The following is a 25,240-nucleotide window of genomic DNA, read 5'->3' on the forward strand; positions in this document are numbered from 1 at the left end:
GACTTTATTGTACTTTTTTCTCTTTAAAACTTTTTTTCCAATTAAGGTATCCTAAGATAGCCATTATAGTAAATACCAAATATTGAACCGAAGTGATGCCAAGTCCCTTAAAAATCATCATAGGCATGCAAATAAAATCTCCGATAATCCAGAAAATCCAGTTCTCAATGCGCTGTTTGGCCATAAACCACATTCCTACTAAAAATATGGAAGTGGTAAAAATATCCAGCCAATTTGCCCAATCCAAATGATATAATCCGAAATTGGTTTCTTCCATTTGGTCAATATAAGGCTTATAATAATAAATCAAAGTAACCAGCGCTAAACTAAGGATAAAAAGAATACCCGCATAGATCCATTCCTTTTTTGTGGCCCAGGTAACTTCTATATGAATATGATCTTTAGAATTCTTAGACCATAATATCCATCCGTAGATACTCATTACAGTATAATAGACATTGATCAGGCAGTCTCCCAATAATCCGAAATTAAAAAGAATATAAACATAGATCAATGTAGAGATAATGCCGGTAGGGTATACCCAGATATTTTTTTTGATAGAAAAATAAACGCTTAAAATACCAAAAACAGCCCCCGAAGACTCCAGCAAAATCTGTGCTGCTGTATAGTTTTCATACGGCTTCACAAAAAGATCATATAAATTCATGTGATCAAAAATAAACAAAATTTAACACGTAATAAAATACTTTGAATAATGTGTCGGTCAGGTTTTTAGATTTTTTTATTTAAAATAAATGACGAAAGTTTGTCAATAAACATGAGAGTACGTAAAATTTTTATATTTTCGTAAATCCTTAATAAATAAAAAAACATGTCTAAAATTTGGGTTAAGAAGCCGCTAAGTGCCTATGAGGCTGATATGAAGAAAAGTGAGCTGAAGAAAGTCCTTGGAAAATGGAGTTTAACAGCAATTGGAGTAGGTGCTATCATTGGTGGTGGAATCTTTGTACTTACCGGAACCGGAGCTTATTATCATGCAGGGCCGGCTCTTGCAATCTCTTTTATCATAGCAGGTATAGCCTGTGTTTTCGCAGCATTATGTTATGCGGAATTTGCTTCCATCATTCCTGTTGAAGGGTCTGCTTATGCATATGCGTATGGAACGGTAGGGGAAATTTTTGCCTGGGCAATGGGGTGGTGTCTCATTCTGGAGTATGCCATGGCGAGTATGGCGGTTTCCGTGAGTTGGTCCGGGTACTTTACCAAATTTTTAAAAATATTTGGCGTTCATTTGCCAACATATCTTACTTCAGATCCTGCCAGCTATACAGGAGATGGTTTTTCAATGAATCTTCCTGCTTTTATCCTTGTATTACTGATTACCGCATTGCTGGTAAAAGGGACTAAGGAAGCTGCCGGCGCAAATAACCTGATCGTATTAATGAAAACTTCTGCCGTTATTTTCGTAATCATTGCAGGTGTTTATATTATCTTCTCTAATACAAATCTTTACAATGCTGTAGATGGAGTGAAAAACTGGAATCCTTTTATCCCAGATCCGATAAAAATTAAAAATTCTGAAGGAGATCTGGTCTCTGCATATGGTATAAAAGGAATTATTTCCGGAGCAGCAGCTATCTTCTTTGCGTATATAGGTTTTGATGCTGTCTCTACACAGGCAGGGGAAGCTATTAACCCTAAAAAAGATGTGCCTTTCGCCATTATTGCTTCATTATTGGTTTGTACTGCATTATATATTTGTGTATCTCTTGTATTGACAGGGATGATGCACTATACAGACTTTAACCCTGAAGGAAAATATCCTGATGCAATTAAAGCACCGGTAGCGTATGCTTTTGAAATTGCCGGAAAACACTGGGCAAGTAATGTGGTAACGATTGCTGCTACAGTAGGTTTGATTTCTGTAGTAATGGTAATGATGATGGGACAGTCCAGAATCTTTATCGGAATGGCAAAAGACGGTTTGATTCCTAAATTTTTCGGAGAACTTCACCCAAAAACAAAAACTCCTTACAAAGGAATTATCCTGCTAGGAATAATAGTAGCGCTTATCGCTGCATTTACCCCAATTTCAACATTGGCAGATATGACCAGTTTCGGAACTCTGTTTGCATTTACATTGGTTTGTATTGCGGTTTGGGTGATGAGAAAGAAAGAACCGAATTTAATCAGACCTTTCAAGGTTCCTGCGTATAAAATCGTTGTAGGATTAGGAGTATTTATCAATATATATTTAATATTTAACTTAAGTGCTCATGCATTGGAACTTTCTGCTGTATGGCTTTTCTTGGGAGGGTTAGTATATTTCCTTTATGGAAAATCAAACAGTAAACTTAATAATCCGGAAAAATATAAAGACGTAGATTAATTTAATATAAAACCGCTTCGGCGGTTTTTTTGTTTGTATAGCTTATGAAAAAGATTTTCTCTATTCTATTCCTTTGTGCAGGAATTTGTGCATTTTCCCAGCAGGTGGAAAGCATTGAAAACATTTTTAATGATAAAATAAGTATCAGAGCTCTTGAGCTGTATGATAACAAAGTCTGGTATAGTGGTACAGACTCCAAATTTGGGTTTGTGGATGTAAAAGATCCGAAGAATCAAAAACAGATCAGATTATCAGAAGACAAGCTTCAGTTTCGAACACTGGCACAGGATCAACATTCTTTTTATGCCATTAATATTGAAAGCCCTGCTCACTTCTTTAGAATTGATAAGAAAGATTTAAAAGCTCAGGTTGTTTTTACAGATACTACGAAAACTGCATTCTATGATGCGCTGCATTTTGTAAATGATAAACTGGCTTATACTTTCAGTGATGCAGATAAAGATCATGCCCTGAAGTTAGCGGTGTACAAAGAAGGGAAGTGGAGTATGCTTAAAAATACCATAATGTTGAATGAAGGAGAGGCAGCTTTTGCAGCCAGTAACACCAATATCTCTTCCACCAAAAATTTTGTATGGATTGCAACAGGAGGTAAGGCTTCGAGAATTATAAGACTGAATTTAAAGAATGAAAAATTTGAAGTGTTCAATACCCCATTTATACAGGGGGAATCTTCGCAGGGAATGTATTCTTTAGATTTTACTGATGACCGTTTCGGAATTGCAGTGGGAGGAGATTATACAAAGCAGGATGCCAATATCAATACTATTGCTACTACAAATGATGGAGGTAAAACCTGGCAGATTCAGGCATCAGGACAGAATGCAGGATATACTACCTGTGTGAAAATTAAACCCGGCTCAAAAGGAAAAGATATTATTGCAGCAGGAGATCAGCACATCAGTTATTCCTCAGATTTTGGGAAAACATGGAAGAAGATTTCTGATGAAAAAGGCTTTTTTGTCTGCCAGTGGATAGATCGTAACACTGTTGTCTTTGCAGGAAAAGACAGAATTGCGGTGATGAAATTGAAATAGTAAAGGATTTAATAAAAATAATAAAATACTAAACGCAAGAAGGATCTTCTTGAGAAATGGATACATCTAAAAAATAAATAGTATATATAGAATTTATCATTATTAACGAAAGGGCTTACAGACGGTATTTAGACTCATTATAAAATAAAACCTAATATATTTCATAGGTCAAAATTCATAACTTATAGTTAATTTTGTACAATGAAGTTATAAGATTCTTAAATTTCATGACCTTATAAAATTTTAATTTTCGAAATGAATTCTTTAATAGATAAGTATAATATTCCCGGACCACGCTACACCTCTTATCCTACAGTTCCATATTGGGATGAAAGTACATTCTCACCGGAAAAGTGGAAAGAAAGCGTAATCAGGTCCTTTCACGAAACCAATGCAGAGGAGGGGATTTCTATTTATATCCATTTGCCTTTTTGCGAGGCATTATGTACATTCTGTGCGTGCCATAAACGTATTACAAAACAGCATAGTGTTGAAGTTCCATATCTGGAAAGTGTTTTAAAAGAATGGAACCTTTACCTTGATCTTTTCAACGAAAGACCCAAACTGAAAGAATTACACCTGGGAGGAGGAACCCCTACGTTTTTTTCGCCTGAAAATCTGAAAAAACTTCTGGAAGGGATCTTTGAAACCGTAGATATTGCTGAACATCCTGAATTTTCTTTTGAAGGACACCCGAATAATACAACGAAGGAACACCTTCAGACATTGTATAATCTGGGCTTTAGAAGAGTAAGTTTTGGTGTTCAGGATTACGATCCTAAGGTACAGAAAGCGATCAATAGAATTCAGCCTTTTGAAAACGTGAGAAATGTTACCGAATGGGCTAAAGAAATTGGTTATAGAGGAATCAGCCATGACTTGGTTTTCGGGCTTCCGCATCAGAACTGGGAAGCGATGGAAAATACCATCAGAAAGACTATGGAGCTAAAACCGGACAGGCTTGCCTTTTACTCATATGCACACGTTCCATGGGTGAAAGGAGTTGGCCAGAGAGGATTTGATGAAAATGACCTGCCTAGTGGAGAAGAAAAACGAAGATTATACGAAGATGGTAAAAAACTGCTTCAGGACTTAGGCTATATTGAAGTAGGGATGGATCATTTTTCCCTTGAACATGATGATCTCTACCAGTCTTTGATTCATAAAAAGCTTCACAGGAACTTTATGGGCTATACTTCAAGCAATACTCAGCTAATGATAGGACTTGGAATGTCTGCTATTTCAGATTCTTGGTACGCTTTTGGGCAGAATGTAAAAACGGTGGAAGACTATCAAAGATCTGTAGAAGAAGGGGAAATTCCTGTGGTGAAAGGCCATGTCCTGGATGAAGAGGATTTGAAGGTAAGAAGACATATCCTTAACCTGATGTGTCAGCTTGAAACCACTTTCCATACTCATAACTCTTTCCCGGGACTTGAAAACGCGCTGGAAATGCTGAAGGAAATGGAAAAAGACGGATTGGTTGAAATTAATGGCCATGAAGTTAAAATTACAGAAGCCGGAAGAGCATTCACAAGAAATGTTGCCATGGTTTTTGACCTTAGGATGATGAGAAATAAACCCGAAACGAGAATTTTCTCGATGACGATATAAAATAAAAAAGCGGTTCAGTTTTGAACCGCTTTTTTAATGTATTTAAAATTTTAGTTGAAATACTTTTTATGAAATTTTTATTCAGTTTGTATGAATCTTTTGCGGCATATTGCATTAAAAGTATAGCTGATAGAGTATGTTAATATAATATTCCTTATTTAATAATTAATTTCTGACTGTACGATTTCAGGTTTCCTGATTTTATATTGATGAAATAAACTCCGGCAGGCAGGGTGGAAATATCAATACTTTTATCATTGATCACTTTATCAGTTTCCCAAATTTTTCGTCCTTCTGCACTCATAATTTCTGCACTTACTTTTTTATCTTTAACACCAGTAATAAAGATCTCTTTGGATGCGGGATTAGGGTAGATGTTTATTTTACCTAAAGAATTTTCTTCCTGTACACCTAAAGTTCCCGTTGAGATTTTAAAAATTTTTCCACTGCTGACAGCTGCTACATACAGTTCCTTTTGAGAATCCTGCCCGAAGGTAGAAAAATTATTTCCACTGTAAGCAGACGACCATGTGATAGCATTGTTGGTATCCAGCACACCGATTTGTGCAGAGCAGTAATCAGCAAAGAAATATTTGCCCTGAAGAGACGGATATTGGGATCCCCTGTAAACATATCCTCCTGTGATGGAACATTTCCCCCCGGAATGATCATATACAGCGATGGGGAATGTCATAGTTCCGGTACCTGGGCATCCTGCAGTATTATAAGCTGTATTTCCTTCATAGCAGCGCCATCCGTAATTAAGCCCGGCCTGGGTGATGGGCATTCGATTGATCTCCTCGATTGCTCCCTGGCCTACATCAGCAATTAAAGCATTCCCATTGGTTAGGTCAAAAGAAAATTTCCATGCATTTCGGAGTCCATATGCCCATATCTCATCAGCACCGTCAATACCTACAAAAGGATTGTCTGCAGGAATATTGTAAGGACCGGTAGCGTCTACATCAATTCTCAGCATTTTTCCCAGCAGTGAATTTTTATTTTGTGCATTATTATTGGGGTCTCCGGCACTTCCTCCGTCTCCGGTAATGATCCAGAGCTTTCCATCCGGTGCAAAATGAATGCTTCCTCCGTTATGGTTCGCAAAAGGTTTGGGAATATTCAATAAGATTTTTTCGGAGTTAGGATCGGCAATGTCCGGGTCCGCTGCACTTACACTGTATCTTGCTACAATAATATTTCCTGCAGGGTTATTATAATAAACAAAAAAATACCCATTGGTAGAGTATTGAGGATGAAATGCAAGTCCCAACAGACCTCTTTCTCCGCCAAAAATAATTTTTGAAGCGATATTCAGAAAAGGAGTGGTATTAATAATTCCCGTTGGCTGGATAATTTTAATAATACCATTCTGCTGTACTACGAAAAGACGGCTGTCATTAGCGTTTGTAATCTCTACCGGGCTGGTAAGTCCGGTCACAAATTCTTCCAAATTAATACTTTGAGAATTAACGAATAAGGAAGAAAGGATACTCATAGTAAAAAGTAACTTTTTCATAATATTGTGATAGTTAGCGTGTTGATGAATGAATGAAAATTTTATACCAATCAAAATTTGAAAACTTCACTAAGATACCATGAAATAATTGTTAAATCTTAAATAGAAGTCGAAATACCAATATATCTGAAAATAAACCATTTCTGTTGTTAAAAATTCATAAAATACCAGAAAATCATTATATTTGCCGACTTAATTTAACGTAGTTATAACAAAATGCAAGGAAAAGGACTTATTACAATTGTTGCTATTGTCCTGGGGTTGATTTGCTTAAATGAGCTATTACCAACCTGGTACGCCAGCAAAATTGAATCGCAGATAGAAGCTGCGAAAGGAAACGAGAAAGAGATCAAACGCATCAAGGAAGATACTCTTAATCTTGGGTATACAAAGCTTTATTATTCAAAAGCTAAAGACAAGGAGATGAAGCTTGGTCTTGACTTAAAAGGAGGGATCAACGTTCTTTTGGAAATTAACCAAAGAGATCTGGTAAATGATTTAACTAATTATTCTACCAATCCTATCCTTATTGAGGCTTTAAACAAGACTGATGAAGTTCAGAAAAGCTCAATAAAATCTTACATCGACAACTTTTTTGAGCAGTTCGATGCCATCAACAAAGCGAAAGGTACAAACCTGAAGCTTGCAGATCCGGATCTTTTCGGAAATACAAATTTATCTGAAATCAAGTATAACACTACTGATGAGCAGGTAAGAAGTATTGTAAAAAGAAGAATTGATCTTTCTGTAGGTACAGCTTTCGAAGTAATCAGAACAAGAATAGATAAGCTTGGAGCTATCCAGCCAAATGTTCAGAGAGTACCTGGTACTGCTAGAATTTCTGTAGAAATGCCTGGTATGAAGGATATTGACAAGGTTAAGAAAATGCTTCAGACTTCTGCAAAACTTCAGTTCTGGGAAGTACAGCAGGTTCCTGAAATTGCGCCTTATTTCCAGACTTTGACAACTATGACTGCTGCAAAAGGAGATTCTATGGGAGTGGCAAAAAATGTCAATTTCATGAAGCTTATTCAGCTTGACAAATTAAGAAGTAATGGTGTTGCTAATGTGAAGTTATCTGATACTGCGGTTGTTAATAAAATTTTAAACAGCAAAGTAGGTCAGGCTTTACGTCCTGCAAACATTAAATATACACAGTTCATGTGGGGTTACAAACCTGAAGCTACAAGTCCGGACGATTTGGTATTGTATGCAATCAGAAGTAACATCAATCAAAAAGCTCCGGTAGACGGTGCTGTAGAAACGGCAAGCATCAGCTATGACGAACTTGGAAGAGTAGTGGTAGACATGCAGATGGATTCTAAAGGAGCTAAAGAGTGGAAAACTCTGACAGAGAAAAACGTTGGAAAGCCGGTTGCGGTAACTCTTGACGGCAGAGTATATACTGCTCCTAATGTGGTAAATGCTATTCCTAACGGTAGAACTCAAATCTCTGGTAACTTCTCTCAGGAAGAAGCTAAAGAACTAGTTGACGTTTTAGGAGCTGGTAAATTGCCTGCTGGTGCTAAAGTAGTTCAGGCTACGCAGGTAGGTCCGTCTTTAGGACAGGAATCTATCAACGCGGGTATGATTTCATTTGCTATTGCATTTTTAATTATCATTGTTTATATCATTTTCTATTATGGTGGTGCGGGAGTATACGCTGTAATTGCAATGGTTATTAACCTTTTCTATATTTTCGGAATTATGGATTCCGGAGACTTTACGCTTACCCTTCCTGGTATTGCCGGTATCGTATTGACGATGGCCATGGCAGTGGATACAAACGTAATTATTTATGAAAGAACAAAAGAAGAATTATTTGCCGGTAAGAATATCTTAGAAGCTTATAGAGACGGTTTCAAACACGCATTAAGTGCGATTATTGATGGTCACTCAACTACGTTACTGACCGCTGTTGTGTTATTCTTCTTCGGTACAGGACCTATCAAAGGATTTGCTTTGACATTGATGATCGGTATTATCATGACATTATTTACTTCGGTATTACTTTCAAGAGTAATGATCTTCAGTAGATTAAATAAAGGAAAACACCTTTCAGTATGGACGCCTCCAACGAAAAACCTATTCAGAAATACATGGATTGATTTTATCGGAAAGAGAAAATATGCTTACATTATCTCTGCAGTTTTAACAGTGATCTGTCTTGGTTCTATGTTTACCAACGGATTCAAATATGGTATTGACTTTACAGGAGGTAGAAACTATATCGTAAGATTTGATAAAGATGTTAATGCTAATGATGTTGAAGAAAAATTAGTAAAGATTTTCAAAACTGAAGATGGTAAAAACTCTTCTGTAGAGGCTAAAACTTTTGGAAATGCAAATCAGCTGAAAATTTCTACAGATTACCTTATTGAAGATGAGTCTTTAAAAGCTGACCAGACTATTGAGCAGAAATTATTTGAAGGGTTAAAAGGAGATCTTCCGGCTACTCTTACACTTCAGGATTTTAAATCTGCGGATAAAGACCATGCAGGGATTATTTCATCTGAAAAAGTAGGCCCTACAGTAGCTGATGATATTCAGACACATGGTATTCTTGCCGTTGTTGCTGCTCTTGCAGGTATCTTCATCTATATCTTGTTCAGATTTAGAAAATGGCAGTTCTCTTTAGGTGCTGTAGCAGCGTTATTCCATGATGCGGTTATTATTTTAGGAATGTATTCATTACTTCACAAATACATGCCGTTCAATATGGAAATCAACCAGGATTTCATTGCTGCAATCCTTACAGTATTAGGATACTCTATTAATGACACGGTAATTATCTTCGACAGAATCAGAGAATATCTGAGAGAGAAGAAAGCGTTAACATTGGCAGGATTATTCGATGATTCTATTTCAAGTACTTTAGGTAGAACATTTAACACTTCATTTACTACGATTTTGGTGATCCTTGCGATTTTCATTTTCGGTGGTGATAACTTGAGAGGATTTATGTTTGCGATGTTAATCGGTATTGGATTCGGTACTTATTCATCCATCTTTATTGCATCTGCAATTGCTTATGATTTCCTGAAAAAAGGAAAAGAAGAAGAGGTACACGGAAAAAGTACTTCTGAAAAAGAAGTGCTTGCTTCAAAGTAATACAAACTACAATAAATAAGTAAAAAGCCTTTCGGAAGAAAGGCTTTTTTGTTTTTTGGCAATGGCCCGGCAAACGAATTTTAAAGTTGGGGATAATATAACTTACACCAATACAGATTTTGATGAAGCTCACTCTTTATATCGCTTGTTCAGCGGCAAAGTGGCCATTCTTTGTTTTCTTAAAATAGAACATCCGAATGATTATTCCTTTTGCGTTAAAGTAAAAAGTTATTTTCATCCATTTCTCAAGTCAAATAAAATCACATATTTTATTTTAATGCATCAGATTTCTGAATGTCATCCAAACAAGAGGCTTTATATTTAATTCAATTTGCTTAGCCCGAATTTATAACCTGATCCATTTAATTAAATAACTCAGAAAGTCTTTTTATAAAATGGGTACCCAGCTTTTTGTTTATTATTAAACTTTTTGGATGGCTAGTTTCATATTTAAAGTATTTTTTTTAATAACTGGGATTGCAGTGTTAAAAATTTTCATATTATGAGTGGTAAAAATATATTTTTTATAGGTTTTTCACGTGTTTTTGTATTTTAATGAAAAAAAAGTAAAGTAATATGTAAATGTGCATTAAATTATTATATATTTGCAAAAAACAAAGCAAATATGAAATTTAAAAAATTATTCATTGCTGCGGCATTAATTGCCAGCAGCATTACCTTTGCGCAGGTAGGTATTGGTATTGCTAATCCTGATAAAAGCGCAATGTTAGATGTCACTGGTTCTAATAAAGGAGTATTAATCCCCCGAATTTCTGATCTTACCACAATACCCACTCCCGCGAATGGTTTATTGGTCTATGATCTTAAAAGGCAGGCTTTAGCTCAGAATATTGGAACACCTGCCAGCCCGAACTGGGTTCCGATCAGTGGAAATATAGTGAAGTTCTTCTATATGCCATCCATCAGTATTGATACCTCAACTACCGGAACAGGCAGAACGCTGGATTTATACCAATTGTATAAAACACAGTTTTCAACCCCGAAAGTTGTAAGTGCGGGAGCCCCCGCTGCTATTCCTTTTTTCTTGAATGCTTCGGATCTGTATTATTATGTAACAGATTTTGATGCTACTGTTTTAAGGAATGTGAGTATTGATGCCAATGGAATATTACGCTATGATGTCATTGGAACGGCTACAGCATGTTCTTTCGTTAATATTGTATTTGTAATCAAGTAATTTTAAGTGACATAACGTCACGCTATCATCCTTACACAAGGGTGAGTATTCTTCCGTGTATAATTAATTGCTTAAAATTATTAATGATGAAAACAAGTTCGATATTACGCTATATTTTTATAGCAATATGCCTTTTTGTGTCTGGCAAAATGGCATCTCAGGAGATGGTTTCCCTTCCGAATGGCGGTTGTGGCAGGCTGCTGGATACTAATACTTCCAGTGCCAACAATGGTGGACTGCTATGCTTCCGGCTGGGAAAAGAAGCAGCTAATCCTGCTAATATGACAGATATTGATGTAAACTCTTTTGCGTCTTTAAAACCGGGTACAGGAGCAGGTCTTTTTTGTAGTATGCATGTGGGCGTAGGAACAACAGGAGCCGATTTTCCGGCCAATAAACCTATTTATATAGATTTTGCTTCAGATGGATTCAACTTTAATCCCAGTTTTAACGGTGGTGAGTTTGTTTTTTACAGCAATGGTCAGGAGATCTATCGTACAGGTGTTAACGGACATTTTTTCTTTGATTTCGGAGACAACCAGGAGCGGCGGATCATCAAAGTAATTCCTCCTGTAGCATGGGATGAAGTACGGTTAACGTTTGCAGAGGTGATAGGTATTGGGTTTTCATTTAGCCAAATGAGAGTTTATAATATACTTTCAGAATATTACATAGATCCTATGACCTATTTGTCTCAGCCTTCTGATAAAACTGTGGCAGTGGGTGGATCTACCACTATGACTGCGGTTATTAACAATACTCCTACAGATGAGACCCCTGAAAATGTTACTTACCAATGGCAGGTCCTGAATGGAAGCACATGGACAGATCTTGCGAATGGTCCTAACTATAGTAATGTGACGTCTTCAACGCTTACTATCAACAATGTTCCGATAGGTTTTAACAATAATCAGTACAGGGTGGTTGCAAAATCAAGTTTTTATACCTGTTCCTTCCAGGCCATTTCTAGTATAGGAAGACTTTTTGTAAATTCGGTAAATAATCCCGGAACTATTGCTGCAGATCAGACATTATGTAGGGATATCAACAATGATCCGGCAGCATTTACGCAGGTTTCAGCTGCCCAGGTGACCGGAACTGCCGAATACCAATGGCAGAGTTCCACAGATAATATAACATTTGTAAATGTGGCTAATGCAACTTCTGCAACGTATGATGCTCCACCAGTTACGCAGACCACTTATTACCGTCGCGGTGTGAGGTCTGTTCTCAATGGAAATGTAACGGCCTATCAGTTTACCAATGTAGTTAAGATTACAGTTAAGCAGAGCTGTTTGATTAAATGTATTATAACCAACAGGATGATTTATACAAAGCTTAACAGCAACTAATACAGTATTCACAACTTTTATAATAACCTATTTCATACGGATGTTGAAATAGGTTTTTTTATCATCTGTTGCTGAAAATATTTATTCTTTTTCTGCTAATCATTAAGATAAAAGCTTTTTTAGGTACTCATCTATTGTTCAGGAGTATATTTATTTAATATAATGAAATTTAGAATCATTATTTTTAAGATTTGATTAATTTTGCAGAATCATGGAAAAATCAAAAAAAAATACAGCGATAAGCTTTATATTTATTACGTTACTTATTGATATTACAGGCTGGGGAATCATTATTCCCGTTGTTCCAAAGCTAATAGAGGAGCTTATTCATGCCGATATCAGTGAGGCTGCAAAATATGGAGGATGGCTGGGATTTGCCTATGCATTTACACAATTTATATTTTCTCCGATTGTAGGAAATCTGAGTGATAAATATGGACGCAGGCCTATTATTTTGATTTCTCTTTTTGGGTTTGCGGTGGATTATATCTTTCTGGCATTAGCCCCAAGTATCTGGTGGCTGTTTTTAGGAAGAATCATTGCAGGGGTTACAGGAGCCAGTATTACAACTGCCAGTGCCTATATTGCAGATATTTCAACAGATGAAAACAGAGCTAAAAACTTTGGAATGATAGGAGCTGCATTCGGGCTCGGATTTATTATTGGTCCTGTTCTGGGAGGTGTATTAGGACACTACGGAGCCAGAGTTCCTTTTTATGCGGCGGCGGGTTTATGTCTGCTTAATTTCCTTTATGGCTATTTTATTCTTCCTGAAAGTTTGAGCAAAGATAAAAGAAGGGAATTTGACTGGAAGCGTGCAAATCCTGTAGGTTCATTCAAGTTCCTGGGAAAGCATGCTGAAATTTCAGGATTGGTATTTGCACTGATTCTAATTTATATTGCAGGCCATGCTGTACAGAGCAACTGGAGTTTTTTCACCATGTATAAATTTGACTGGACAGAAAGAATGGTAGGGATTTCCCTGGGAGTAGTAGGTCTATTGGTAGGGTTGGTACAGGGAGGTTTAATCAGATGGACTACTCCAAGGCTGGGAGAGGAGAAAAGTATTTACTATGGATTGGCTTTTTATGCTGTGGGAATGCTTTTATTTGCTTTCGCATCTGAAGGGTGGATGATGTTTGTATTTTTGATTCCATATTGTTTGGGAGGAATCTGTGGACCCGCTCTGCAATCAGTTATCACAAAGAGTGTTCCAGCTAACGAACAGGGCGAGCTTCAGGGAGCATTAACGAGTCTGATGAGTGCCACTTCAATTATAGGACCTCCGATGATGACCAACCTGTTCTATTTTTTCACCCATGATGAAGCTCCGTTCAAATTTTCCGGAGCACCATTTTTCTTAGCATTTATCTTGATGGCTATCAGTGTAATTGTTACTTATTCTGTTTTTCATAAAAAAAAGAAAATCTAAAACTTTGCATTTTTAAGAGAAGGCCGGAAGGAATAAATCATTACTTTTAAGATATGAAGCGTATTCCTCAATATAAGCCGGATGAATTTAAACCGATCCTTAATCTGGACTGGGCAGGGAAGGCTATGTTGAAAAAAGGGCTGAACGAATTCTTTATAGAGCCACTTCAGGTTCTCAGCGAAGCAAAAACTCCTTCCCAGCCACATCGTAAAACGGTAAACGATTTTGTGTTTATAAAAAAAGGATTTCTTGAAAAAATGGTTTGTTCAGATACGTTTTCTGTACAGGAAAATATGATGATCCTTCTTCCTCCGTATAAGATCCGTACATTTCTTAAAAATACACCGGATATTGAAGGGTTCTACTGTCATTTTTCCGATGATTTTATTGCAGAAGGTCCCGGGTTGAAATATCTGCAGGATATTCTGAGTTATACAGAGGTTAAAAACAATCCTACACTATATCTGGATGAACAACATCAGGAAAGGATTTACCTGATTCTGCAGCAGATGGAAAGCCTTTATGCAGCCACTGATAATATGGAACTGCTGAGGCTATATCTTTTTACCCTATTGGGAGAGATCCGGCATTTTATAGAAAAGCTTCCGAAGCAGAATCTCTCGATTAATGAAACCATTGCGCTAAAATTTAGGAGGTTGATAACCAGTCAGATTCAGAATTTACATGCTGTAAAAGAATATGCCGATCTGCTTAATGTTTCTCCTAATCATTTGAATAAAACAATAAAAAAATCAACCGGAAAAACGGCCTCTGAGATTATCACTGAAGCTCTTTTGATGGAAGCAAAGGCTTTACTCTCCTTACCGCAATATACTGTTTCTGAAGTCGCTATGGCCTTAGGAATAGAAGATATTTCTTATTTTTCCCGTCTATTTAAAAAGCATACCGGTATCAGTCCTTCAGATTATCGGAAAGGGATTGATTTATCCTACTAATGGATGCATCTGTTCTAACCTTATCTTATTGTATTTAAGAATTTTGTAAGTACAATTATGATGGTTTAGAAAATGAAACAAATATTACTTTTCAGTATTGGATTGGCACCCTTATTATTTTTTTCTCAAAATAATAAACAAGTTCCCAATCCTCCCGTTGTCTTTGAAGCTTTAGCTGGTAATAAGGGAATTGCTACCCAGATGACCATTAATAAAGGTTTTCAGGATATTAGAGGATTGGGGTTTTTTAGTGCTGCCAATATTTCTTCAAAATGGAATGAAGACCGTTCCAATGATGCGATGATTCAGGTGAATATAACTTATGAGGTGATAAGAAATATCCGGGTGCTGGGTGGAATGCATTACACGCCTACTACCGGGCTTAGACCCACCGCAGGATTATTATACTCATTAAGCACTCCCGAATTTTTACTGATTGTCAATCCCCGATTCATTGGGTTTTCCGAAAAGAGTATTGCAGAAGGGATGATGTTATTGGAATATAAGCCCGCAATCAACAAAAACTGGAAAGGATATTCGCGGGTTCAGGCCCTTTATTCGGAAACTATAAAAGATGGAGCACATGCCCGCAGCTATCTGATGCTTCGGCTTGGTGTAAGTTATAAACCCCTCACTTTTGGACTTGGCGCCAATTGGGATCGCTATGGACCCTTTAAGGAAAGTAAACAGAACTTTGGGGTATTTGCCGCCATCAGGCTATTTAACTAAAATATATACATTTTTACTCTAATTATTTTATTCTTATTACTATGAAACATTTAATTTTTCAAACGAATAATACCTGGACCGGGACTTTGCTGAGATGGACAATAGGTATTGTATTTATACCTCACGGGCTGCAAAAAACGTTGGGTTTATTTGGAGGAATGGGATGGAGCAAAACAATGGATTTTTTTACAGAAAGCTTACATCTTCCATATTTTGTAGCGTTTACGGTTATTTTGGTGGAATTTTTGGGCTCAGTATCACTGTTACTGGGTTGGGGAACCAGATTCTGGGCTTTATCATTTATAGGATTACTGACCGGAATTATGTTTACTTCTCATTGGGATAACGGATTTTTTATGAACTGGTTTGGTACCCAAAAAGGTGAAGGATGTCAGTTTGATATTCTTGCGATTGGAATAGTTGTAGCTTTGCTTATTGAAGGAGGAGGAAAATTATCCGTAGACCATTGGATTTCTTCTAAAAATATCCTGAACAAAGAATCATAAATGAAAGTCATGAATCAGTTAAAATTAGAAAAATATCTGGAAAGAATCCATTTTTCCGGAATCCCGGAAATGAATATGGAAACACTGAAAAGAATCCATCAGCTTCACCCTCAGTACATTCCTTTTGAGAATATTGATCCCTATACCGGAAATGTTCCGTCTCTGAATCCGGACGATATTTTTAACAAATTGGTAAATGAATCAAGAGGAGGCTACTGCTATGAGCAAAATTTACTTTTAAAGGAAGTTTTAACTTTTCTTGGATTTACGGTTGAGCTGCAGCTAGGAAGAGTGTTATGGAAGAGAGAGGAAAATGCTAAGTCTGCCAAAACACATGCATTGCTGACTGCTGAAATTGACAATCAAAAATATATTGTAGACTGTGGTTTCGGAATAGTAACACTTACAGCTCCCTTGCTTCTAAATAATAAAGAGCCCCAGGAAACCTCGAATGGTTTGTTTAAGGTTTCTCAGAAAGATGGATCTTATATGCTTTGGATATGGAAAGAAAAATGGCTTCCGATCTATCGTTTTGCTCTGGAAAATGTAGAACCTTTAGATTGGGAGATTGCCAACTGGTATCTCTCTACTTATCCCGAATCTATGTTTAAGAAAAACCTTGTACTCTCAAAAGTGGATGAAGAGGCAAGATATACTTTTAGCGATCACACATTGAATATACGGAGAGAAACAGAAGAAAAAGAATCAGTAGCCATAGAAAGTGATGAACAGTTATTTCAGATATTGAAAGACATTTTCGGATTACAAGAAAATGCAGTGAAGCTTTTAAAACAAAAAATAACTAGTGAATAATTTACAGAGCAAAAGGAAGTCCATGGACTTCCTTTTACCTTTTAAAAATTGAATTCTTATGAAAATTAAGGGTAGAGTGATTTTGTACCATTGCTTACAATATTGCTTCCCAATCCTGAAAAGGATACTGAGAAATTGCTTGTATTAAAACTTAAAGACCCGGTAGGAGTACAAAGACCTAAAGCATACCGACATTGCCCATATGCCCCGGTTCTTTTAATAACTTTACTTTCGCTTTTTGCTTTTCCTAAACTGATATTCCCCCAGTCGCTTACATCAACATTTGAAACAGTGGAACCTGAATAATAGATAGTAATCTGATATCCGATTTCTCCTCTTTTAGAGCCCCAAAGCCAGTTGGCTGTCCACCATTGTTTATACCATTTGGAAACCACTCTTGCCGTTGAGCTGTTTGATACCTCAGAATTTCCTCTTGTATCCATCAGGACCAATCCACCAAAGACATTATCCCAGACAATACCCGAGTCATTATAAAAACAGAGTGTAGTAAATTTTCCATTTTTACCATCCCATGACACTTCCATGACATTAATACCTGCTTTTATCTCATCGGTAGCCATTTCTTTTAATCCTTTCTGAGCAGTGATCAGGGGATCTCCTGAATATAAGTCTCCAATTTTACCAATTTTTACAGAAGAAGGATCCGCAATATTTCCCAACCCAATAAACTGATCCTTATCAGAAATCAGATTTTGAGAGATTTCAAGACCTTTTTGGGTGGAAATTTTCCCCAGAACACTAATTCCTGTGATCTGAAGGTCATTGTTTAAATGTTTTGCAAGATTTTTTTTGGATTCATCAAGCTGTATCTGCACCGTTTGGGGAACAGCCTGTACACCGGGAATAATTTCTTTCTTAAGATCAGTTACAGAGATTTTAGCCTGAGCTGTTTCCTGTTGTGAAACTTCATTGCTTTCATTCTGGCAGCTGCTCAGAGCCAAGACTGACAAAACAGCAAAAAATTTAAAGGGAGTTAGTAATTTTTTCATATAAAAAGTATTTAGATTGTGTAGGGTAAATATACTAAAACAGACATTAAATCTCGTTATTTTGAATTAATTATTTGTTAATATGTTGTTCTCAGGGCGAAATAATTCAGGAATCGGAAATTGAATGCGACGGGAGGAGACAAGAGATTAAGAGACCAGGAGACGTAGAGAGTGGAGATAAGAGAGATGAGAGGGTGAGTGTAGCTGATATCTATAAATTTCAAACTTTAAATAATGAACGTTAGGATATGAAATCTTAAAATTTGTTTAAAATTTTAAATTACATTAAAGAGATGTTATAATCTTTCGTAATTTTACAGCATGGAATTAAGCATTGGAGAAATGGCACTCATTGCCATTGCAATCGTTGTATTATTCGGACCGGATAAACTTCCTCAGATTGCACGTGATTTAGGATCAGGTGTAAGAAAAATGCGTGGAGCAGTGGAAGATATCAAAACTGAGATTATGAAAGAAACGGATAATCCTGTTTCCGAGATCAAACGTGAAATTGAAAAGGTAAAAGATGCTGCCAAAGATTTCAACCCGGTTAATGATATCAAGAAAGATATTTTAACAGAACCTCTTGCATCTAATGAGCCTCCAAAACTAAAGCCTTCTGAAGATGAAACTTATGAAGGACCTGTAAGCAGATAAGGTATGGAGGAAATTATTCAGGAAGATAAAACGGTATTTCTGTACCTTAATAATTTGGGAGACCCTTCTTTCGATCAGCTCTGGATGTTGATTTCCAGTACCTGGATCTGGGTACCTCTTTATATTATATTCCTTTATTTTTTATACAAAAACTATAAGCTGAGATCTTTAGTTTTTATCCTGATATTTTTGGCATTGGGAGCAACGGTTTCTGACCAGCTGGCTAATGTTTTCAAATTTGGGGTTGCCAGGCTGAGACCTTGTCATGATCCTACGCTGGAACATTCTATGAGAATTGTGAAATGTGGAGGGCAGTATGGATTTTATTCTGCACATGCTTCCAATACCTTCTTTCTAGCGGCTTATCTGGGAATTTTATTAAAAAAGAAAATTAAATGGTTCCCATATGCTATATTTGTATGGGCTATAGTGGTTTCCTACAGCCGAATTTATTTAGGAGTGCATTTTCCGATAGATATTTTGGTGGGGGCGTTTGCTGGTTCTTTATTGGGAGTGATATTTGGTGCACTCGCCAAAAAAGTGATCAACAAACAAAATATAACACCATGAAAAAACCTTTATTACTTTTAGCTTCTATTTGTTTCTCCCTCAATTTCTATGCCCAGGATAAAAAAATAGCTGAGGAATGCTTTAAAAAAGCGGATTATAAATGTGCTGAGGAACAGTATTCAAAATTAGCAGAAAAAGAACAGATTCAGAAATTTCAATCCGAGTATTACAATAACCTGGGAACAGCACAAAGAAGGCTGGGAAAGGCTACAATGGCTTTTAAATCCTATGAATCTGCACTGATTGCCAATCCTATGTCTGCTCCTGTATATGCCAACCTGGCGTCATTACACAGCCAGAAAGGAAATAAAGCAAAAGCACTGGAATATGTGGATAAAGGTCTTCAGGTAGACCCTGAAAATACGGATCTGTACCTGACACGTTCCAAAATCTACGACAGCCAGGGAAAAAAGGATCTGGCTATTAAAGATCTTAATCAAATTCTGACCTTTGCACCGGATAATATTTTTGCGAAAACGGGATTGGCAAATCTGAAGAAGAGCAGTGGCGATCTTGACGGGGCTTTAAAAGATTATAACCAGCTTATTGCTGAAAAGCCGGAATCACTTTTGTACAATGGACGCGCAGATGTGTATCTTAAAATGAAAAAATACAAAGAATCCCTTACAGATGCCAATAAAGCAATTTCCATTGATCCCAAATTTGCCCAATCTTATGTAACCAAAGCATTGGTCTTATTTGATACTGCCAAACCTAAAGAAGCTTGTGAGAATCTTGATAAAGCAGTGACCTTTGGGTATGAAAAAGCTGTATTGGCAGATTATTACGCTAAATGCATCAGGAAATCATAATAATTTCAATATAAATTTTCGTTTTCCATCATGCATTATGATCGGTTTGATTAATAATTCATCTAGCCTGTTTAATAAATTAAAATTGAGTCACAAATGCTGAGTGAAATGCTATAAACACTTTAGTTTATTTTAAGTTTAAGCTGATTGAAAATAAAGAGTACACTTAAGCAAAACATCTTTGATTTTTTTTAAAACTTACGTGAGCTTTAGTAAGCTTATTTTCACAGCTTTATTAAGTGTTCAAGAAACGTTGTGATTTTTGACTACGTCGAAATAACATTCATCGACTGAAAGGAGATAATCTTCGATTTGTGGTTAAAATAAAATTCATCAATAATAAAGTGTACTTCTGAAAAGTGAATGAAGTAGATAAAGAAAAATAAATGTTAAATATTGTTTTAGTAGAACCCGAAATACCCAATAATACGGGTAACATAGGAAGATTATGTGTAGGAACGGAAAGTAAATTACATTTGGTTCATCCTTTTGGATTTGTGATTAATGATAAAAACCTGAAACGTTCAGGATTGGATTATTGGATGCATCTTGATGTTTCCGAATATGCAGATGTAGAAGAATGGATAAAAAATATTCCGGATCTTTCACGGGTCTTCCTGATGAGCTCACATGCCGAAAAATCCTATCTGGAAACTGATTTTCAGGATGGCGACTGGCTGGTTTTCGGAAAGGAAAGCAAAGGCCTAAGTAAAGAAGTTCTGGACCGTTTTGAGAATCATTTAACGATTCCTATGTCAAAATTAATCAGGAGTTTTAATATTGCCAATTCTGTTGCCTTTGTAGTAGGTGAGGCCAAAAGGCAGATTAACTCAAAAGCATAATATATTTCTTGTAAAAGTTATAATAAAGCTGTTGTTTACTGAAAAAACTAAAAAATGTTTCTACAATAGACCATTTTAGTCATTGTGATAGGGTTTTCCCTGCAGGATCTGATCAGCCCTGTAAAGCTGTTCAACAATAAATAACCGGATCATCTGATGGGTAAATGTCATTTTAGATAATGACATTTTTTCATTGGCCCTGCTGTACATTTCTTCTGAAAAACCGTAAGCACCACCAATCAGGATATGTACTTTTTTCACAGAGGAATTCATCCAGTTATCAATTTTCTGAGAAAATTCACGGCTGGTAAACTGTTTTCCTTTTTCATCAAGGATGACAACAAGGTCGTTTTTGTCTATATGGTTGAAGAACAACTTAGCCTCTTCTTTTTTTAGAAGATCTGCAGATAAGTTTTTTGCATTTTTAACATCCGGGATTTCTGTAATTTCAAAATTCCAATGCTTGGGCAGGCGATTGAGATAGTAATTGATCAGGGAAGTAATTTCTTTATCGTCCGTCTTGCCGATACAAAGTAAACTGATTCGCATTATAAGAAGTTTGAGGCCGCAAAGATATGCCTTTTTAATTTATCCGGGATTCTGATGCTATCTCTTACGCTGTAAACTCCTGCTAACAACCCATTACTTTCACACCTCCAGTCCCATATCTTCAGTCTCCAATCTCAAGGTCTCCTGTCTTTACTCTCATTCCACATCAATCCATAACACGGCTTTTATATCTGTTCCTGTAATCTGCGGGGGTTAATCCTGTAACTTTTTTAAACAGGGTTCTGAATGTTTTCAAATCATTATAACCGATACTGTAGGTGACATCAGCAATATTACCTTCGCCGGACTCCAATGCCTTTTTTGCTGCCTCTACTTTTATCCGTTGAATGTATTCTATAGGATTCAATGTAGTAGCGGTTTTAAACCTTCGGATAAAGTTCCGTTTGCTCATATTTACCTGGTGGGCAATATGCTCAACAGAAATATCTGTTTTGAATTTTTTTTCGATATAGGTTTGTGCCTGATGAATTTCATGATCATTATGAAGACGCTGCCCCGAAAAAATGGTAAAAATGCTTTGAGAGGTCCGTCCGTAATCCAAAGCATAATACTTACTGAGTTCTATAGCAATTTCTTTGCTGCAATTTTTTTCGATGAAATATAACATGGCATTTAATGAGGAAAAGCCCCCGCCCCCGGTAATAATTGCTTTGGAGTGAGTAACTACATGATCGGGTTTAAAATCTATCTGTGGATACCTCTTTTGTAAATCTTCCATAGCTCCCCAATGTGAAGTAGCCGGCATGCCATTGAGCAAACCGCATTCAGCCAAAAAGTAAGCACCGGTACATAAGCTGATAATCTCGGCTTTTTCCTGATATTTTTTTTCTATCCAACCGATCAGTGAATGGTTTTGCGCAAGCAATACATCTATTTGCTGAAGGTCCATACTTGTTGGCGGAATAATAATGACATCAGTATCAAAATCATCTGATATTGTTTTTGAACACTGAAATTGTATGGGAAGATTGGATTGTACTGTTTTCTGATGAACTCCAATTAATTCTATAAGAAAAGGAGCAGGCATACCTCTTTCTACCGCAGCTTCGTTTGCACTGGACAATAATGCTGCTGTAGTGGATACGGCAGTAGACATGATATGATCATACACTATGATTGAAATATGTTTCATGATAGGATGAATAGATATCTTAAAAATAAGCAAATTTTGGCACAAAATACACTACAGAATGTCATTTTAACGTAGGGACAGTCTTTAAGAGGTGTTGTAATTTTACAAAAAGATATATTATGAAAACTATATTTAACAAACCGGAAAGGGAAGAGCTGATGGAAAGAATCAATACACTGAATTCCCAAAATACGGCCCAATGGGGTAAGATGAACCTGTATCAGATGATGAAACACTGTACCTGCTGGAATGACTGGGTATTGGGAAACGGAGCGTATTCTTACAAACAGGAGTTTTTGGGAAAGCTGTTTGGAAAAATGGTTTTAAAAGGGATGGTAAAAGATGATAAGCCAATGAAAAAGAATTCGCCTGCCGGTATTTTTACAGTTAAAGAACAAAGTGGAGATATACAGCATCAGAAAAAGATATGGCTTGAGCAGATGGCTGCTTATGAAAACTTTTCAAATCCGGAATTTATCCATGATTTTTTTGGCAAAATGAAAACAGAGGATATCGGTATTTTTGTGTACAAGCACATGGATCATCATTTAAGACAGTTTAACGCCTGAGGCTAAAACGTGATTTGTATTATTTCAAATCCTTTTTGCTTGGGTTAAAAAGTATTGCATCAATAACGATGAATATTTTATGATTTTAATACTTCTTGTTTATCAACCTCAGTTCTATACAATTCAGTGTTGGAAGCAGGAGGCAGAAAATGTTTATATTTGTAATGAGAGATGGATGAAATTTATGAGATACTTATTAAAATGAGTGTTTCAGTTTTTTATTGCTTTCTTAATTACCAAATTATAACATAGATGAGTATAAAGGTTCCCAAATTTATCCTGAAAGTTCAAGAGTTTTTTGATGACATTCATATTCCTGTTTTGGGAATATCGCTGTGGCAGATGTTTCAGATTTACATCTCAGGAATTTTTAAAGGTAAAATAGGCAGAAAAGCAGCTGCTATTTCCTGGAGCTTTACCATCAGTTTATTTCCGTTTCTTCTGTTTTTGCTTTCGGTTTTACCCTATATGCCGCATTATGATAAGCTTCAGTTTTATATTTTTGAAGTATTGATGCATAATGTTTTTCCTTCCAATATGGAAGGGGATGTCAGGGGATATATAGAAACCAACATTATTCCCAATATGAAGGGTATCAGTAATCTTACCATTGTATTGGCGTTGGTTTTTGCTACCAACGGTACATTTTCCCTTATCAACGGATTTAATGAAAATACGGATGAAAAGCTCAGTGATGTTAAAGAATTTATTCTTTCATTTTTTATCACCATTGGCTTTATTACCATCGTATTTCTGGCTCTGTTTGGAGTTTATTATGTGGAAGTGGTGATGAAACTTTTCACACCTGCCTATGATGTTACGTGGCTGGTGGATAACCTTTCCAGTATTATTGGATTTGTGTCCTTCCCTCTGTTTTATTTTATTCTACTCACCTTATTTTACTGGCTGGGCACAGTGAAAATTACCCGTTTCAGACAGGCGGTTCCCGGAGCGGTTCTCACAACGATATTATTTGTCCTTACGACTTATATTTTTGCTATTTACGTCAAAGATATAGCCCGTTACAATGTGCTTTACGGTTCCATTGGAAGTATGATCCTGCTGATGGTTTGGGTGAATGTGAATGTCTATCTTCTCCTGTTCGGAAACGAACTGAATATGGCTATCAGAAAGCTTAGAATAGAGAAGCTGTTGTCTGATGAAATTCAAAAAGAGACCACTCATTATCACAGCCAGATTACAGAACCTGATTTTGAGAATAATAAGGAACACCAATGGAAAATGGAAAACCGGAAGAAAGATTAATTTTCTTCCAGTTCCGGATGTTCTTTAGAGCTCATGCTTAATATGGTATATCCTAACACTGCAGCTAAGAATGAAGCGATCAGAATAGCAAATTTAGCTTCATCCTGGATCGGAATTTCGTTTTTAAAGGACAGCAATGCTATAAAAATAGACATGGTAAATCCGATTCCGGCCAGTAAACCTACACCAATCATTTGAGTCCAGTTGCTGTTCTGAGGTAAGGAACTCAATTTCATTTTGATCGCAATGAAGGAAAATAAGTTTATTCCAATCAGCTTTCCTAAGATCAGCCCACAGATAATTCCCAGTCCCAGAGTACTTGTAATGCCGGCAACCATTTCGCTGGAGAAAGTAATATTGGTATTGGTTAATGCAAAAATAGGCATGATCAGAAAACTTACAGGGACATGGAGCTGGTGCTCAAGCTTTTCCAGAGGTGAAATATCTACATTGGAAGCATTCGTAGGAATTGAAAATGCAAGTAAAACTCCCGCTATCGTTGCATGGATACCCGAATGATGGAGAAAATACCATAAAAATAATCCCGGAATAATATAAAATATAATGCGGGTAACTTTTAAAAAGTTTAGCAGGAAAAGGAGAGCCGTTACTCCCAGTGATAACAGAAGATAGCTCCAATGGATTTGCTCTGTATAAAAGATGGCGATGACAAGGATGGCTCCAAGATCATCTACAATAGCTAATGCCGCAAGAAATATCTTAATTGAATTGGGAATTCTCTTTCCCAACATTGAAATAATAGCCAGTGAGAACGCAATGTCTGTAGCCATAGGAATACCCCAGCCGCTGCCATATTCCGTTCCTGAATTGAACAGACTGTAAATAGCTGCCGGAACCAGCATCCCGCCTACCGCAGCAAAAATAGGCAGTGAAGCATTCTTAAAAGAGGATAGCTCGCCTTCTACAAGCTCTCTTTTTATTTCAAGACCTACCAAAAGAAAAAATACAGCCATCAGACCATCATTGATCCAGATGCTGACAGGATATTCCAGTCCAAATAGGTGAGTTCCCACTTCCTTGTCTAAAAAGTGCTGAAAAGCTTCTGCAGTTGATGAGTTAGCAATTAATAATGAAATAAGCACACAGAAAATAAGAATAATTCCTGAAGCTTGGCTGTTGTTGAAAAATTTTTTAAAATAAAGAGATAAATTCATAT

At 36.6% G+C, this 25,240-nt stretch carries 23 protein-coding genes; 17 read left to right on the forward strand and 6 right to left on the reverse strand.

Annotation, left to right across the window (positions count from 1 at the left end; all coding sequences use genetic code 11):
* Window positions 1-4: 4 nt before the first annotated feature.
* Window positions 5-667 carry a nicotinamide riboside transporter PnuC gene (pnuC, locus tag MP477_RS15075; RefSeq protein ID WP_230034705.1) on the reverse strand — a complete coding sequence of 221 codons (663 nt, stop codon included), beginning with the start codon at window positions 665-667 and terminating at the stop codon, window positions 5-7.
* 165 nt (window positions 668-832) lie between these two features.
* Here pnuC and MP477_RS15080 point away from each other — a divergent pair, with 165 nt between their 5' ends.
* From MP477_RS15080 to hemN, 3 genes are all read left to right on the forward strand, one after another.
* Window positions 833-2,350 (forward strand): amino acid permease, encoded by a 1,518-nt coding sequence (locus MP477_RS15080; RefSeq protein ID WP_230034707.1) that lies wholly within the window; start codon window positions 833-835, stop codon window positions 2,348-2,350.
* Window positions 2,351-2,394: 44 nt separating this feature from the next.
* Complete coding sequence (locus tag MP477_RS15085; RefSeq protein WP_257191044.1) at window positions 2,395-3,405, forward strand: glycosyl hydrolase; 1,011 nt, start codon at window positions 2,395-2,397, stop codon at window positions 3,403-3,405.
* 255 nt (window positions 3,406-3,660) lie between these two features.
* On the forward strand, window positions 3,661-5,019 hold the full coding sequence (gene hemN, locus MP477_RS15090; RefSeq protein WP_257191045.1) for an oxygen-independent coproporphyrinogen III oxidase: 1,359 nt from the start codon (window positions 3,661-3,663) through the stop codon (window positions 5,017-5,019).
* A gap of 154 nt (window positions 5,020-5,173) precedes the next feature.
* Here the strand turns inward: hemN and MP477_RS15095 are convergent, their stop codons facing one another.
* On the reverse strand, window positions 5,174-6,538 hold the full coding sequence (locus MP477_RS15095; protein WP_257191046.1) for a PQQ-dependent sugar dehydrogenase: 1,365 nt from the start codon (window positions 6,536-6,538) through the stop codon (window positions 5,174-5,176).
* Window positions 6,539-6,754: 216 nt separating this feature from the next.
* Between MP477_RS15095 and secD the strand changes: the two genes are divergently transcribed.
* From secD to MP477_RS15135, 8 genes are all read left to right on the forward strand, one after another.
* Window positions 6,755-9,649 carry a protein translocase subunit SecD gene (gene secD / locus MP477_RS15100; RefSeq protein WP_257191047.1) on the forward strand — a complete coding sequence of 965 codons (2,895 nt, stop codon included), beginning with the start codon at window positions 6,755-6,757 and terminating at the stop codon, window positions 9,647-9,649.
* A 625-nt stretch (window positions 9,650-10,274) separates the two neighbouring features.
* Window positions 10,275-10,847, forward strand: a complete 573-nt coding sequence (locus tag MP477_RS15105) for a hypothetical protein (protein ID WP_257191048.1) — start codon at window positions 10,275-10,277, stop codon at window positions 10,845-10,847.
* Between the two features lie 86 nt (window positions 10,848-10,933).
* On the forward strand, window positions 10,934-12,199 hold the full coding sequence (locus MP477_RS15110; RefSeq protein ID WP_257191049.1) for a hypothetical protein: 1,266 nt from the start codon (window positions 10,934-10,936) through the stop codon (window positions 12,197-12,199).
* 211 nt (window positions 12,200-12,410) lie between these two features.
* Window positions 12,411-13,631 carry a TCR/Tet family MFS transporter gene (locus MP477_RS15115; protein ID WP_230034721.1) on the forward strand — a complete coding sequence of 407 codons (1,221 nt, stop codon included), beginning with the start codon at window positions 12,411-12,413 and terminating at the stop codon, window positions 13,629-13,631.
* Between the two features lie 53 nt (window positions 13,632-13,684).
* Complete coding sequence (locus tag MP477_RS15120) at window positions 13,685-14,587, forward strand: AraC family transcriptional regulator (RefSeq protein ID WP_257191050.1); 903 nt, start codon at window positions 13,685-13,687, stop codon at window positions 14,585-14,587.
* A 72-nt stretch (window positions 14,588-14,659) separates the two neighbouring features.
* A complete protein-coding gene (locus MP477_RS15125; protein ID WP_257191051.1) occupies window positions 14,660-15,316 on the forward strand; it encodes a hypothetical protein in 657 nt (218 codons plus the stop codon).
* A 41-nt stretch (window positions 15,317-15,357) separates the two neighbouring features.
* Window positions 15,358-15,822 carry a DoxX family protein gene (locus MP477_RS15130; RefSeq protein ID WP_257191052.1) on the forward strand — a complete coding sequence of 155 codons (465 nt, stop codon included), beginning with the start codon at window positions 15,358-15,360 and terminating at the stop codon, window positions 15,820-15,822.
* A gap of 9 nt (window positions 15,823-15,831) precedes the next feature.
* A complete protein-coding gene (locus tag MP477_RS15135) occupies window positions 15,832-16,635 on the forward strand; it encodes an arylamine N-acetyltransferase (RefSeq protein WP_257191053.1) in 804 nt (267 codons plus the stop codon).
* 65 nt (window positions 16,636-16,700) lie between these two features.
* On the opposite strand, the gene MP477_RS15140 is transcribed toward MP477_RS15135, so the two are convergent.
* Window positions 16,701-17,645 carry a hypothetical protein gene (locus MP477_RS15140; RefSeq protein WP_257191054.1) on the reverse strand — a complete coding sequence of 315 codons (945 nt, stop codon included), beginning with the start codon at window positions 17,643-17,645 and terminating at the stop codon, window positions 16,701-16,703.
* Window positions 17,646-17,966: 321 nt separating this feature from the next.
* Here MP477_RS15140 and MP477_RS15145 point away from each other — a divergent pair, with 321 nt between their 5' ends.
* From MP477_RS15145 to MP477_RS15160, 4 genes are all read left to right on the forward strand, one after another.
* Window positions 17,967-18,302, forward strand: coding sequence for a twin-arginine translocase TatA/TatE family subunit (locus MP477_RS15145; RefSeq protein ID WP_047485241.1), 336 nt, complete (start codon window positions 17,967-17,969; stop codon window positions 18,300-18,302).
* A gap of 3 nt (window positions 18,303-18,305) precedes the next feature.
* A complete protein-coding gene (locus tag MP477_RS15150; protein ID WP_230034733.1) occupies window positions 18,306-18,872 on the forward strand; it encodes a phosphatase PAP2 family protein in 567 nt (188 codons plus the stop codon).
* A complete protein-coding gene (locus MP477_RS15155; RefSeq protein WP_257191055.1) occupies window positions 18,869-19,684 on the forward strand; it encodes a tetratricopeptide repeat protein in 816 nt (271 codons plus the stop codon). The genes MP477_RS15150 and MP477_RS15155 overlap by 4 nt, the downstream gene beginning before the upstream one ends.
* A gap of 386 nt (window positions 19,685-20,070) precedes the next feature.
* On the forward strand, window positions 20,071-20,526 hold the full coding sequence (locus tag MP477_RS15160; protein ID WP_257191056.1) for a tRNA (cytidine(34)-2'-O)-methyltransferase: 456 nt from the start codon (window positions 20,071-20,073) through the stop codon (window positions 20,524-20,526).
* 75 nt (window positions 20,527-20,601) lie between these two features.
* Here MP477_RS15160 and MP477_RS15165 read toward each other — a convergent pair whose 3' ends face one another.
* Together MP477_RS15165 and MP477_RS15170 are read right to left on the reverse strand one after the other, a co-directional pair.
* Entirely contained in the window at window positions 20,602-21,075 is a 474-nt protein-coding gene (locus tag MP477_RS15165) for a 23S rRNA (pseudouridine(1915)-N(3))-methyltransferase RlmH (RefSeq protein WP_047485233.1), read from the reverse strand.
* 166 nt (window positions 21,076-21,241) lie between these two features.
* Window positions 21,242-22,228, reverse strand: coding sequence for a GlxA family transcriptional regulator (locus MP477_RS15170; protein ID WP_257191057.1), 987 nt, complete (start codon window positions 22,226-22,228; stop codon window positions 21,242-21,244).
* Between the two features lie 119 nt (window positions 22,229-22,347).
* On the opposite strand from MP477_RS15170, the gene MP477_RS15175 reads away from it, so the two are divergent.
* On the forward strand, window positions 22,348-22,797 hold the full coding sequence (locus tag MP477_RS15175) for a DUF1569 domain-containing protein (protein WP_257191058.1): 450 nt from the start codon (window positions 22,348-22,350) through the stop codon (window positions 22,795-22,797).
* Between the two features lie 252 nt (window positions 22,798-23,049).
* The gene (locus MP477_RS15180; protein WP_230034744.1) at window positions 23,050-24,063 is read left to right on the forward strand and encodes a YihY/virulence factor BrkB family protein; all 1,014 of its coding nucleotides are present in this window, start codon (window positions 23,050-23,052) and stop codon (window positions 24,061-24,063) included.
* Here the strand turns inward: MP477_RS15180 and nhaA are convergent.
* Entirely contained in the window at window positions 24,060-25,238 is a 1,179-nt protein-coding gene (gene nhaA, locus MP477_RS15185) for a Na+/H+ antiporter NhaA (RefSeq protein ID WP_230034746.1), read from the reverse strand. The genes MP477_RS15180 and nhaA overlap by 4 nt on opposite strands.
* Window positions 25,239-25,240 lie beyond the last annotated feature (2 nt).

This window comes from Chryseobacterium sp. WG23 (assembly GCF_024586575.1).
Lineage (GTDB): Bacteria > Bacteroidota > Bacteroidia > Flavobacteriales > Weeksellaceae > Chryseobacterium.